The organism is Streptomyces sp. L-9-10, assembly GCF_004151105.1.
Classification (GTDB): Bacteria; Actinomycetota; Actinomycetes; order Streptomycetales; family Streptomycetaceae; genus Streptomyces.
The window spans coordinates 18,367-30,938 of sequence record NZ_PHRF01000164.1 but is presented as its reverse complement, the minus strand read 5'-3'; the positions used below and the strand labels follow the sequence as shown (position 1 = coordinate 30,938).

The window sequence follows — 12,572 nt, the reverse complement described above, 5'->3', positions numbered from 1 at the left end:
CCTTCCTTCCCGGCTCCTCCTCCGCCGCGGCCCCTCCGGCCGCGGCGTACTCATGTCCCGCCCCTCGGGAATGCGGTGCGCCTTGCCAGATGTTCACTGTTCAACTAAATTGAACGTTGAATCATCAAGGAGGCCCTCATGCCCGCAGTGACCGTCGACAACCCGCTGACCCTGCCCCGGGTGGCGGCCCCGGCCGACGCCGTGGCCCGCCCCGTACTCGCCGTCACGACCGCGCCCGGCGGTTTCGAGGGTGAGGGCTTCCCGGTGCGTCGCGCCTTCGCGGGGATCAAGTACGAGCACCTCGACCCGTTCATCATGATGGATCAGATGGGCGAGGTGGAGTACGCGCCGGGCGAGCCCAAGGGCACGCCGTGGCACCCGCACCGAGGCTTCGAGACCGTCACGTACCTGATCGACGGCACCTTCATCCACCAGGACAGCAACGGTGGCGGCGGCACCATCCAGAACGGTGACACCCAGTGGATGACGGCGGGCTCCGGCCTGCTGCACATCGAGGCTCCGCCGGAGTCGCTGGTCATGTCCGGCGGGCTGTTCCACGGCCTCCAGCTCTGGGTGAACCTCCCGGCGTCCGACAAGATGATGGACCCCCGGTACCAGGACATCCGCGGCGGCCAGGTCCAGCTCCTGACCTCGCACGACGGCGGCGCGCTGCTCCGCGTCATCGCCGGCGCGCTGGACGGACACGAGGGTCCCGGCATCACGCACACCCCGATCACGATGATCCACGCGACGCTACGGCCGGGTGCGGAGATCAACCTGCCGTGGCGCGAGGACTTCAACGGTCTCGCGTACGTACTGGCGGGGCGCGGCTCGGTCGGTACGGAGAGGCGTCCGGTCCACATGGGGCAGACGGCGGTGTTCGGCGCGGGCGGCGCGCTGAGCGTGCGCGCGGACGAGTCCCAGGACGGGAACACGCCGGACCTGGAGGTCGTCCTGCTGGGCGGGCGCCCGATCCGGGAGCCGATGGCGCACTACGGCCCGTTCGTGATGAACAGTCACGCGGAGCTCAAGCAGGCGTTCGACGACTTCCAGGCGGGGCGCCTGGGCACGGTGCCGGCGTAGCCGGCGGTTGCGGGGTGCGGTGCGGTCGTCTTTGGCGGGGGCCGGTGGTCGTGTGCGGGTTGTCGCCGGGTGGCGCTCCGGGGCGCGCGCCCGGGACCGCATGATTTACGGCGCGTAGCTGCCCTGACGATGGTTCGGGCGGTCGCGCGCCACACATCACGCTCTACGTCCCGGACACGACCCCTGCGCGCCCCCCTTCACCGCCCGTCACCGACAGGCCCGTCCGTGCGCGGGGCGGGCGTGCCCACCGGGCGGGAGGGGGTCGGGGGCGGAGGAGGTGCGTGTACGGACACTGAAGCGTGATGTGTGGCGCACGGACGCCCGAACCAACGACTGGGCAGAGTCGCGCCGTACATCATGCCGTCCGGACATGTACCTCCGGAGGCCCCGGCACCCGGCACCACGACGCACCCCGCGCCGCGGGCGCACCGCTCCGGCGACAACCCGCACACAACCACCGGCCCGAGCCGAAACGAACCCCGGACCACGACCCCCCGCCGGGAGGCGACCGTCACCCGCGCGGAGGCCAACGGGGGACAGGCCTCCTCCCGCGTGGTCGGGTGGGAGCGTGCAGATCTCGCCGTCGTCCGTCCTCCCCGAGAGCGCCCGGCGCCTCGCCGCCTGGTGCGGTGTGGTGCTGGTGATCGCCGGGGTCGGGGCCGTCGCGATCTGGCTGGTCGTCACGTTCAAGACGGCCGTCACGCCCGTACTGCTCGCCCTCCTCGGCACCGCGCTGCTCGGCCCCCTCTACCGCCGCCTCGTCGCGCTGCGGCTCAACCGGTCGCTCGCCGCCGGGCTCACCTGTGTCGCCGTCGTGGCCGTGGTCGGCGGCGCGGGGTACATCGTCGTGAGCGCGCTGGTCGACAACGGGGACCAGATCATGACCTCGCTGCGGCAGGCGGCGCAGGACATGGCCCGGCACTTCGGCGCCGCCGGGACCTCGCTCGACGATCTGGCGAAGAACGGCAAGGAGCTGCTCGGGAAGTTCGGCGCCACCGCCGCCTCCGGGGTGCTCACCGGGATCAGTGTCGTCGGCGAGCTGATCGCCACCGCCGTGCTCGCGCTGCTGCTGATGTTCTTCTTCCTGCGCGACTCGGAACGCGCGGCCGACGCGCTCAGGTCCTTCGCGCCGCGGACGACCGGGGATACCGTCGAGGCCATGGCCCGCCGGGCGTTCGGCGCCGTCGAGGGGTTCATGCGCGGTACCACAGTCATCGCTCTCATCGACGCGGTCTGCATCACCGTCGGCCTGCTGATCCTGCGCGTCCCCGGCGCGATCGGGCTCGGTGCGCTCGTCTTCGTCGGGGCGTACATCCCGTATCTCGGCGCGTTCATCTCGGGCGCCGTCGCCGTGCTGGTCGCGCTCGCCGACCGGGGGTGGGTGATCGGGCTGTGGGCGCTGGGGGTGGTGCTCGCCGTGCAGGTGCTGGAGGGGCATGTGCTCCAGCCGATGATCCAGAGCCGTACGGTCCAGATGCACCCGGCGGTGGTGATACTGGCGATCACGGCGGGCGCCAGCGTGGCCGGGATTCTGGGGATGCTGCTCGCCGTACCGCTGACGGCCGCCGCGTTCGGTGTCCTGTCCGAGCTGAGGGACCGCTACGGCGTCTACGACGACGCCTCGGGTTCCGTTCCGCCGCACTCGTAGAGCTCGAACCAGATCGACTTCCCCTCGCCGCGCGGGTCCACGCCCCAGGCGTCGGCCAGCACCTCCATCAGCACCAGGCCGCGCCCGCTGGACGCCAGCTCTCCGGGGCGCCTGCGGTGCGGCAGTTCGTCGCTGGTGTCGGCGACCTCGACGCGCAGCCGGCGGTCTCCCAGCTCGCCGCGCGCCTCCGCGACGAGCAGGGCGTCGCCGTCGGTGTGCACGAGGACGTTGGTGATCATCTCGGAGACCATCAGCTCCGCGGAGTCGATCTGCTCCTCGTCCCTCCAGTCGTGCAGCAGCTCGCGCAACTGCCGCCGTACGCCCGCGATCCGCTCGGGCTCGGCCTGGGCGACGGTCAGCGCGGTGCGCCGGGGGATCCCGCCGCCGAGCCGGGCGGGCGCGAGGTCGCGGGAGAGCAGCAGGAGCGCGATGTCGTCCTCGCGGCGGTCCGCGAGCGGTCCGGTCGTGTAGTGCGAGGTGGGGCCGTGCACGGCCTGGATGAGGGCGTCGGCGAGCTTCTCCAGGGATTCGCCGCTGTCCTGCTCCAGTACGGGCCGCAGCCGCGTCCAGCCGGTGGCGAGATCGTGCCCGCCGGTCTCGATGAGCCCGTCCGTGCAGAGCATGAGCGTCTCGCCGGGGCCCAGGACGAGCCGGGTCGTGGGGTAGTCGGAGTCGGCCTCGATGCCGAGCGGCAGCCCGCCTTCGGTCTGCCGGATGAACGCGGTCCCGTCCGCCGTGCGGATCACCGGGTCGGGATGGCCCGCGCGGGCGATGTCGAGCGTGCCGCTCTCCGGGTCGACCTCCAGATAGAGACAGGTCGCGAAGCGCGGGCCGGCCACGGAGTACCACTCGTCCATCACGGCGGCCCCCGCGTCCGTGCGCGGTCCGCCGCCGGGGAGGGTGCCGCCGTCGCGCCCCGGGTAGTGCTGGAGACCGGCCAGGAAGCGGGAGGCGCGGGAGAGCACCGCGTCCGGCCGGTGGCCCTCGGAGGCGTACGCGCGCAGGGCGATCCGCAGCTGGCCCATGAGGCCGGCGGCCCGTACGTCATGGCCCTGGACATCCCCGATGACCAGGGCGAAGCGTCCGCCCCAGCGGCCCTCGGAGCGCGCCGTGCCGCCGGGCAGCGGGATCATGTCGTACCAGTCGCCGCCGACCTGGAGCCCGCCGCCGGTCGGTACGTACCGGGCCGCCACCGTCATACCGGGGATCTCGGGTCCGAGCGTCGGCATCATCGTGCGCTGGAGGCCGAGGGACAGCTCGCGCTCGGTCTCGGCGACGCCCGCGCGGGCCAGTGCCTGCGCCAGCATGCGGGCCACCGTCGTCAGGACGGAGCGTTCGTCGGGCGAGAACGCGACCCGGTGTTTGAAGGCGGCCATCCAGGTGCCCAGCGTGCGGCCCGCGACGATCAGCGGGAGGAAGGCCCAGGAGTGGCGGCCGAAGTGCTCCACGTACCGCCAGGTGGCGGGGTACCGGGAGGCGTACGCCTCCGGGGTCGGCAGATAGATGGCCCGGCCGGTCCGTACGACCTCGGCCGCCGGGTAGTCGGTGTCCACCGTCATGCCCTCGAACGGGGCCGAGTCCTCCGGGGCGTGCCCGTGGTGGCCGATGATCGTCAGCCGCTCGCCTGAGACGCCGTAGACCGCGAGACCGTCCGGTGAGAATCCGGGCATGGAGAGGGAGGCGGCGACCCGCAGCACCTCGGCGGTCGAGCGCGCCTCGGCCAGCGCGCGGCCCGCGTCGAGCAGGAAGGCCTCGCGGGAGCGGCGCCAGTCGCCGGTGAGGGAGGTGCGCTCGACGGTGGTGCCCGGCCGGGGTTCGATGACCGCCTGGACGGTGCCGACCAGCTCGTAGTCCCGTTCCCCCTCGGCCGGTGACGTGACCGTCGGCCTGGCCCTGACCCGTACGGTACGGAGCACCCGGCCGCTCTCGTCCACGACCCGCAGCCGGGCCTCGGCCAGGGTCTCCTCGGCGAGCGCGAGGTTCACGATGCCGTCGATCTCGTTCCAGTCGATGGGATGGAAACGGGCGCGCGTGGCGGATTCGGTGAGGGTCACGGGTTCTTCGGGCAGGCCGAGCAGCCGGGCCGCCTCCCCGTCGAGGGTGACCGTGCCGGACGCGTTCTCCCAGCGCCATAGGCCGGTCGCGATCGCGGCCAGGACATCCTCGGTGCGCATTGTCCCACTTTATGAATATGTGTTGAGTAAACGCCACCGAGGGGGGTGTCATGGCCGGGCGGTAACCTGTTGTGTCGTACGACGTAACGCTTCCGCACCGCCAACCCCGACTGCCAAGAACTGGATGACACGACGATGCATCGGTACAGGTCCCACACCTGCGGCGAGCTCCGCGCCTCTGACGTCGGTGCCGACGTCCGGCTGAGCGGCTGGCTGCACAATCGCCGAGACCTGGGCGGCATCCTCTTCATCGATCTCCGTGATCACTACGGTCTGGTGCAGCTCGTGGCCCGCCCCGGCACCCCCGCGAACGAGGAGCTGTCCAGGCTCACGAAGGAGACCGTCGTCCGTATCGACGGCAAGGTCTCCGCGCGCGGTGCGGAGAACGTCAACCCGGAGCTGCCGACCGGCGAGATCGAGATCGAGGTCTCCGAGGTCGAGATCCTCGGCGCGGCGGGCCCGCTGCCGTTCACGGTCAACGCCGAGGACGGAGTGAACGAGGAGCGGCGCCTGGAGTACCGCTTCCTCGACCTGCGCCGCGAGCGCATGCACCGCAACATCATGCTGCGCACGTCCGTCATCTCCGCCATCCGGCACAAGATGACCGCGCTGGGCTTCAACGAGATGGCCACGCCCATCCTCACCGCGACCTCCCCCGAGGGCGCCCGTGACTTCGTGGTCCCGTCCCGGCTGAACCCGGGCAGGTTCTACGCGCTGCCGCAGGCGCCGCAGCAGTTCAAGCAGCTGCTGATGATCTCGGGCTTCGACCGCTACTTCCAGATCGCGCCGTGCTTCCGCGACGAGGACGCCCGCGCCGACCGCTCGCCCGGCGAGTTCTACCAGCTCGATGTCGAGATGAGCTTCGTCGAGCAGGAAGACGTCTTCCAGCCGATCGAGAAGCTGATGACCGAGCTGTTCGAGGAGTTCGGCAACGGCCGCCATGTGACCTCGCCGTTCCCGCGCATCCCGTTCCGCGAGTCGATGCTGAAGTACGGCAACGACAAGCCGGACCTGCGCGCCAAGCTCGAACTGGCCGACATCTCGGACGTCTTCGAGGGCTCCGAGTTCAAGGCGTTCGCCGGGAAGCACGTCCGCGCCCTGCCGGTGCCGGACACGGCGGGCCAGTCGCGCAAGTTCTTCGACGGACTCGGTGAGTACGCCGTCGAGCACGGCGCGAAGGGCCTGGCCTGGGTGCGGGTCGGCGAGGACGGCGCGCTGAGCGGCCCGATCGCCAAGTTCCTCACCGAGGAGAACGTCAAGCTGCTCACCGAGCGCCTGGGGCTCGTCCCCGGCCACGCCGTCTTCTTCGGCGCGGGCGAGTTCGACGAGGTCTCCAAGATCATGAGCGCGGTGCGCGTCGAGGCCGCCAGGCGCGCGGGCCACTTCGAGGACGGCGTCTTCCGGTTCTGCTGGATCGTCGACTTCCCGATGTACGAGAAGGACGAGGAGACCGGGAAGATCGACTTCTCGCACAACCCGTTCTCGATGCCCCAGGGCGGTCTGGAAGACCTGGAGACGAAGGACCCGCTGGACATCCTGGCGTGGCAGTACGACATCGTCTGCAACGGAATCGAGCTGTCCTCCGGCGCGATCCGTAACCACGAGCCCGAGCTGATGATCAAGGCGTTCGAGATCGCCGGCTACGACCGCGAGACCGTCGAGCACGAGTTCGCGGGCATGCTCCGCGCGTTCCGCCTCGGCGCCCCGCCGCACGGCGGCATCGCCCCGGGCGTGGACCGCATCGTGATGCTGCTGGCCGACGAGCCGAACATCCGCGAGACGATCGCCTTCCCGCTCAACGGCAACGCGCAGGACCTGATGATGGGCGCGCCCACGGAGCTGGCCGAGTCCCGCCTCCGCGAGCTGAACATCGCGCTGCGCAAGCCGCCGGCGAAGTCCGGCGAGTAGCCCCCCCGCCGTACCCGAAGGGGCCCGGAACCGTGTGGTTCCGGGCCCCTTGGCGTGCCGGGGTACGGGATCACCGCGTCGTCGCCGCGGCGGGAGCGCGAGCGGGACAGGCGAGCGCGGGAGCGGCGCGGTTCGGAGAGCAGGTGACCAGGGCCAGCGACAGAAACGCGGGGCGTTCGAGGTAGAAGCCCAGGGAGACGTCACCACCCCAGCCGAGCCGTTCGGCAGCGGAGTCGGCCAACAAGGTCAGGTGCCCGCCGTCCCGGTACGCCGGGGAATCGAAACGGGGCGCATACGCTGCCAGCTGCTTCTTCATCCATGCCACCGCTCGTTCTGGTTCCTCCCACGTACCCCGGATCGCTGCCGGGGGCTTCATGAGCCAGTGCGCCGTCTGGATGGGGGGCACCTCGGATACGGGGAACTCCGCGGCCACGTCGCGACAGCGTTGGAGCAGCTCCGGTCTGCTACCGGCGAGGGGCGGATGGAGTCCTGGTGGGCGCCGGGAGCCGTCTTGGTCGAAGCGATGTTTCGGACCTGTCCACGCATAGCCATGGTGGTGCACGTGCTGCTGTCCTGTCGTGTGCGGTGCCGAGGAGAAGGACCGGCCGGCCCCGGCCGCCCGCGGCCAGGAGGCCGGGGCCGGCCGGAGGGGGTCAGGCCGAGAGCCCGAAGCGCGCCGGGTCGATGCCCGCCGCTCCCAGCTCGGCGGTCGTGAACCGCAGTGGCGCCCGGCCGCTTGCTGTCGCCCATCGCCCAGGCGTCCTCTCCGATGCGGGCGAGAGTCACGCACGATTCGCCGTCGGGGTGTGTATTTCATCCGCAGGCCCTCGCGAATTCCACGCCGCCGAGATCGAGAGAGTAAAGGTCGGTTCCGTTGTCCACGAGTATTCCTTCCGTCGGTCCGAACGTGATAATCATCGGCCCGATGGAAATGTTGAACTACCCGGTTTCCTGTTCCTGCAAGAATTCGTCTCGGATTCCTTCGACCAGACTTCGCATTGCCTCACCGGAAAGGGCTGTCTTCTCGAACCCCTCGAACTTCCGGGCATACAGCTGAATATCCCTCGGGTCCGTGACGACCATCTCCGCGTGAACCGTTTCCACGGTGACCATCCGGTCGTCCCGGATCACAAAGGCATGGCCGGCGAAGTCCTGCTGCCGTGTGCCGAGGGGGATCACCCGAATATCGACGTGCGTCAGCCTCGAAATCGAGACGATCCGGTCCAACTGGGCGGCCATCATCCGGGCCGGTACGATCCGCCAGCGCAGGACAGGCTCGGTGATCAGGAACCGCAGCGACTTGGTGTCGTCGTAGAGGATCGCCTGCCGGTCAATGCGGCCACTCATCGTACGGAGGAGAGAATCCTTGGTCAGGCCGTGCCGCCGCAGAACCGCCCGGATGTACTCCGGCGTCTGGAGCAGCCCTGGCACCAGTGCGGGCTGGAACAGCCGCAACGTCGACATCTGGGCCTCGAGCGCCTTGGCGGCGTGCTGTCCCCGGTGAACCCCGGTGCGTCTCAGCAGTCTCCACGCCGTGGCTTCCGTTGCCGCCGCCCGCGAGGCCTCCGTGTACTCCGCCTTGACCTCGTCCGACACGCCGAGGGCACTCAGGATGCGTTCCACGTCCGCCGCGCTGGGCGCGAGCTTCGCGTTCTCGATCTTGGACAGCTTGGACGGGGACATCAGGGCACCGCGGGCCACCGCCTTGGCCTCCTTTCCGGATGCCCTGCGCAGCGCCCGCAGTGCTGCCCCCAACTGCGCCCTGTTCACTCCCCGTACGTGGCCCACCAGTCGGTGAACGGCTCGGCCCCGGCCAGGGCGGTTTCGCGATATGCGGCGAATTCCGGTGCCCGTTCGGCTCCCAGCACCTCGGAGCCGAGGAACGCGCCGGCTTTGTCGTAGCTCAGGACCGCGGTGGCCGCTGAATCGAAGAACCAGAAATCGGGCACGTCGGGGAGCGGGTTCGGCCGGGTTGTCGTGTCGAGGATGAAAAACTCCTCGCCACCGCTCATGTTCTTCCGGTATCCCCAGCCGAGTTCAAAACGCAGGTAGGGGCTCAGCGGCCGGGACAGGATGTGTACCCGGTACACGCGTTTCCCCAGGGACGTGTGCGAGCGGAGTTCGTTCACCCAGGCGGAGTTGTAGTCGTCCGGCTGACGCTTACCGGCAAGGAATTCCTGGTAGGAGGCAACGTTGCCGGACCCGCTGTAGTCGCTCAGAGTCTCCAGCCGGAAGGCTTCCCGCTCGAAGGTGTCGAAGAGCTCCCCCAGCGTCCTAGATGAGCTGCTCACGAATCGCCCTTCGGACAAGATCCATCGGAATCTCCACGAGGTTTTCATGGGCGGGTAGCTGGAGCCCGTGGTCGGTCGGCGTCTTCCCCTGTACCAACAGCGTGTCCCGGTCGGTGGCGTACAGCGTCGGGCAGTCCTTGATGTCGCACGTACTGACCAGCTTGGTGACCTTCATGGCCTGGTCCCTCTCTCCCGTGCCCACTCGCTACTTGGAGTGACGTTCGATGCTCCTGGGCCCAGGCCCCGGCGGTCAAGGGATCAAGGTTGACGGAACGGGAAACCGGCGACAAAACGCCAGGATTCCCGGAGTCGCCCTGGGTGTGACGCCGCCCCGGGGCCACTTCCGTGCGGCGCCCGGGGCGGCGTGTGTCCGAGTTCGGGGTGGTGGGTCAGTTGCGGAGCAGGAGGGTGATCGCCGCGATCAGGAGGCCGAGGGCCAGGGCCGCCGCGCCGTAGGCCAGGCGGTGGGACCTGACCCAGGGCAGGTAGCGGTCCGCGGCGAGGCGGCCCGGTCCTGTGAGGGCGAGGGCGGCGGCGCCGGCGGTCAGGAGGAGTTCGTACTCGATGCCGGTCGGCGCGAAGAAGCTGCCGAAGCCCTTCACCGCGAGCGCGTTGACCATCGTGCCGACCACCGCGGCGCCCGCGAGCGGGGTGAGCAGGCCGAGGGCCAGGCCCAGGCCGCCGAAGGTCTCCGTGAGACCGGCCACGACGGCCAGTGCCTTGCCGTTGGGGTAGCCGCTCTGGGTGAAGAAGGCTCCGGTGCCGTCGATACCGCCGCCGCCGAACCAGCCGAACAGCTTCTGGCTGCCGTGCGCGGCCATCGTCAGCCCGAGGACGACGCGCAGGAGCAGCAGTCCGGCGTCGTAGGCGTGCGGCGAGGCGGCGTGCGGGGCGGGCGTCGCCTCGGAGGTGCGGGTGAGCGGGCCGGCGGTGGTGCGAAGGGGGGAGGACATGAGCGTGTTCTCTCCTGAGGTGTGGGGGGTCATGGGGGACGGAACCTGTGCTTGAGAGTTCAAACACTGCTCCTGACGACGGTACACAACGCTCCGGATGTGGACAACGTGATCCATGACGCGGGACGTTCATCGCCCCGAGGCAACCTGATCGCCGCCCCACCGCGTTTCATTGGCGTGGAAATCCGAACGGAATGGCGAGGGCAGGACAATGGACCCGGGCGACGGCGACTTCGAGGCATTCGTCGCCGCCCGGGGGCCGCGGCTCCTGCGGATGGCCTGGCTGCTGACCGGGGACGCGCATCTCGCCGAGGACCTGCTACAGAGCACCCTCGCGAAGGTGTGGCCCAAGTGGCCGCGGATCGCCGGGGACCGGCCGGAGGCGTACGTGCGCAAGTCGCTGGTGAACCTGCACGCCTCCTGGTGGCGGCGGCGCTGGCGGGGCGAGCTGCCGTACGGCGAAGTCCCGGACGCGGTGGGAACGTTCGACGCGTACGCCGAGGTGGATCTGGAACAGTCGCTGGCCGCCGCGGTCCGCGCGCTGCCGGTGCGGCAGCGCGCGGTGGTCGTACTGCGCTACTTCGAAGACCTGAGCGTCGACGACACCGCGGCGACCCTCGGCTGCACCCCCGGCACCGTCAAGAGCCAGGCGGCGCGTGCGCTGAGCTCCCTGCGCGTCGCGCTGCCCGCCTTCGTGGAAGGCGGTGACCGCTGTGGGTGACTCCTGGCCGGACGGGACGGACAGGACGGATGGAACGGACGGGACGGACAGGATGGATGGGACGGGCGGACCGGGCGCGGAGGACGAGCGGGAGCTGCGGATCCTGCTGCAGAGGGCCGTGCCCCGGCTGCCCGCCCCCGAGGGACGGCTGCGCGAGGTACGGGAACGGGTCGCCCGGAACCGCCGCCGGCGCCGTACGGCCGGGGCCGCGGCGACCGTGACCGGACTGGCCCTCGCCGGCACGCTGCTCCCCGGCGTGCTGCGTGCCGGGGAGGAGTCCACGCCCCCCGCGGCCTCCGCCCCCTCGGTCACCGCGGCTCCGCCCACCCGGCCACCGGCCACCGGCCCCTCGCTCGCCCCGGTCCCGGACAGCTCGTCCCCGTCGGCCGGCGACGAGCAGGCCCAGCGGACGCGCTTCGCACATGTGGCCGGTCTTCTTCTCCGGCTGCCCGACACCTGGCAGGCCCTCGACGTGCCGGAGGACGCCCGGTACAAGCAGCCGGCCCGCGGCTTCGTCTCGACCCAGCGGTTCGTCCCGTACGAACAGTCCTGTTCCGGGGAGGACCGGAGCCTGTGCCTTCCGGTGCAGGCCCTCCGGCCCGGCGGCGCTCTGCTCACGCTGGTCGCGCACCAAGGGGCCGGTCTGTCGGCCAAGGCCGAGGATCCGCCGGTGCTGTACCCGTCGGACAGTCCCTCCCCGGCCTGCCGGGAGGTCATGGGCACCCAGGAGTTCACCGGACTGATCGGTGGCGCCCCCGCCCCCGATTCGGCGGTCATCGTCACCCTGTGCGTCGCGGGCGACGCGCCGGGGACCGTCGAGGGCGCCCGCGCGATGGTCACCGGCGCAGACTTCGGCAGAGGACCTGTGACCGACCCGAGCGACCTGACCGCATCCGTAACCACCGCGCATCCCCAGAACGCGACATGAAAGAGGCCCGTACATGTCTGTGCGCCCTGTCCGCCCTGTCCGCGGAAGACCGCTGATCGCCGCGCTGCTGGCGACCGGCCTGCTGCTCACCGGCTGCTCGGGCTTCGGCGGCGCCACGGACCACGCGGACAACGTGGGCTCGGCGCCGGGCGGGACGGCCGCGAAGGACAAGGGCGCCGCGGCCGGCGCCGGTACCACCGGCGGCGCCACGGGCCGGTCCGCCCCCGAGGCACAGAGCGTCCAGCCGGAGGAGATCCCCGAGCTCGGTCCCGCGACCCGCGCCAAGATCTCCCCGCAGGCGTCCCAGGCGGTCGTGGTGACCGGCATGGAGCGCGACTCCAGCACGTCCTCCCTCGTCGTCTACGAGCGCGATCCGGTCACCGGCTGGCAGGCCGTCTCGGACGTCTGGCCCGCCCACAACGCCGTGCGCGGCTGGACCGACGACCATTTCCAGGGCGATCTGCGTTCACCCATCGGGGTGTTCGACCTCACCGACGCGGGCGGCAAGCTGGCCAACCCGGGCACGAAGCTCCCGTACGACCGCGGCTCCGCCTTCGAGGCGTCGGGCGACGGCTTCGAGGGCGAGGCGCTCGCGGGGTCCTTCGACTACGTGGTCGCGATCAACTACAACCGGCTGTCCGGCACCACACCCCTCGACTGGACCCGGCCGCTCGGCGAGGACAAGGGGGGCGGCATCTGGCTCCATGTGGACCACGGCGGGCCCACCCAGGGTTGTGTCTCACTGCCGCGCGGGCGGATGAAGCAACTGCTGCGGATGCTGGACCCGGCGAAGCGGCCGATCGTGGTGATGGGCGACGCGGACTCGCTCAGCGACTGACGGTACGTACGAAGGCGCCCGCTCCGCC

Annotated in this window: 12 protein-coding genes and 1 pseudogene; 6 read left to right on the top strand and 7 right to left on the bottom strand. The window is 70.7% G+C overall.

The window, feature by feature from the left end:
• Positions 1 to 138: 138 nt before the first annotated feature.
• Positions 139 to 1,083, top strand: a complete 945-nt coding sequence (locus tag CU044_RS35610) for a pirin family protein (RefSeq protein WP_129772894.1) — start codon at positions 139 to 141, stop codon at positions 1,081 to 1,083.
• 568 nt (positions 1,084 to 1,651) lie between these two features.
• On the top strand, positions 1,652 to 2,731 hold the full coding sequence (locus CU044_RS35605; RefSeq protein ID WP_165372048.1) for an AI-2E family transporter: 1,080 nt from the start codon (positions 1,652 to 1,654) through the stop codon (positions 2,729 to 2,731).
• Here the strand turns inward: CU044_RS35605 and CU044_RS35600 are convergent.
• Complete coding sequence (locus tag CU044_RS35600) at positions 2,692 to 4,905, bottom strand: SpoIIE family protein phosphatase (RefSeq protein WP_129772893.1); 2,214 nt, start codon at positions 4,903 to 4,905, stop codon at positions 2,692 to 2,694. The genes CU044_RS35605 and CU044_RS35600 overlap by 40 nt on opposite strands.
• Before the next feature lie 135 nt (positions 4,906 to 5,040).
• On the opposite strand from CU044_RS35600, the gene aspS reads away from it, so the two are divergent.
• Positions 5,041 to 6,813 (top strand): aspartate--tRNA ligase, encoded by a 1,773-nt coding sequence (aspS, locus tag CU044_RS35595; RefSeq protein ID WP_129772892.1) that lies wholly within the window; start codon positions 5,041 to 5,043, stop codon positions 6,811 to 6,813.
• A 70-nt stretch (positions 6,814 to 6,883) separates the two neighbouring features.
• Here aspS and CU044_RS35590 read toward each other — a convergent pair whose 3' ends face one another.
• The 6 genes and pseudogenes from CU044_RS35590 to CU044_RS35565 form a co-directional block, all read right to left on the bottom strand.
• Complete coding sequence (locus CU044_RS35590; RefSeq protein WP_129772891.1) at positions 6,884 to 7,375, bottom strand: hypothetical protein; 492 nt, start codon at positions 7,373 to 7,375, stop codon at positions 6,884 to 6,886.
• A 91-nt stretch (positions 7,376 to 7,466) separates the two neighbouring features.
• Positions 7,467 to 7,695 (bottom strand): annotated as a pseudogene (locus CU044_RS39910) (DUF397 domain-containing protein).
• Positions 7,696 to 7,752: 57 nt separating this feature from the next.
• Positions 7,753 to 8,583, bottom strand: coding sequence for a helix-turn-helix transcriptional regulator (locus CU044_RS35580; RefSeq protein WP_129772890.1), 831 nt, complete (start codon positions 8,581 to 8,583; stop codon positions 7,753 to 7,755).
• Positions 8,580 to 9,104 carry a DUF6879 family protein gene (locus CU044_RS35575; RefSeq protein WP_129772889.1) on the bottom strand — a complete coding sequence of 175 codons (525 nt, stop codon included), beginning with the start codon at positions 9,102 to 9,104 and terminating at the stop codon, positions 8,580 to 8,582. Before CU044_RS35575 ends, CU044_RS35580 begins: the two co-directional genes overlap by 4 nt.
• The gene (locus CU044_RS35570) at positions 9,088 to 9,279 is read right to left on the bottom strand and encodes a hypothetical protein (RefSeq protein WP_129772888.1); all 192 of its coding nucleotides are present in this window, start codon (positions 9,277 to 9,279) and stop codon (positions 9,088 to 9,090) included. Before CU044_RS35570 ends, CU044_RS35575 begins: the two co-directional genes overlap by 17 nt.
• 214 nt (positions 9,280 to 9,493) lie before the next feature.
• Positions 9,494 to 10,057 carry a DoxX family membrane protein gene (locus CU044_RS35565; protein ID WP_129772887.1) on the bottom strand — a complete coding sequence of 188 codons (564 nt, stop codon included), beginning with the start codon at positions 10,055 to 10,057 and terminating at the stop codon, positions 9,494 to 9,496.
• A 211-nt stretch (positions 10,058 to 10,268) separates the two neighbouring features.
• On the opposite strand from CU044_RS35565, the gene CU044_RS35560 reads away from it, so the two are divergent.
• The 3 genes from CU044_RS35560 to CU044_RS35550 are packed head-to-tail and all read left to right on the top strand — an operon-like array spanning position 10,269 to position 12,544.
• Positions 10,269 to 10,778 carry a SigE family RNA polymerase sigma factor gene (locus tag CU044_RS35560; RefSeq protein ID WP_129772886.1) on the top strand — a complete coding sequence of 170 codons (510 nt, stop codon included), beginning with the start codon at positions 10,269 to 10,271 and terminating at the stop codon, positions 10,776 to 10,778.
• Positions 10,762 to 11,706 carry a hypothetical protein gene (locus CU044_RS35555; RefSeq protein WP_129772885.1) on the top strand — a complete coding sequence of 315 codons (945 nt, stop codon included), beginning with the start codon at positions 10,762 to 10,764 and terminating at the stop codon, positions 11,704 to 11,706. The genes CU044_RS35560 and CU044_RS35555 overlap by 17 nt, the downstream gene beginning before the upstream one ends.
• A 13-nt stretch (positions 11,707 to 11,719) precedes the next feature.
• On the top strand, positions 11,720 to 12,544 hold the full coding sequence (locus CU044_RS35550) for a hypothetical protein (protein ID WP_129772884.1): 825 nt from the start codon (positions 11,720 to 11,722) through the stop codon (positions 12,542 to 12,544).
• Positions 12,545 to 12,572: the final 28 nt, after the last annotated feature.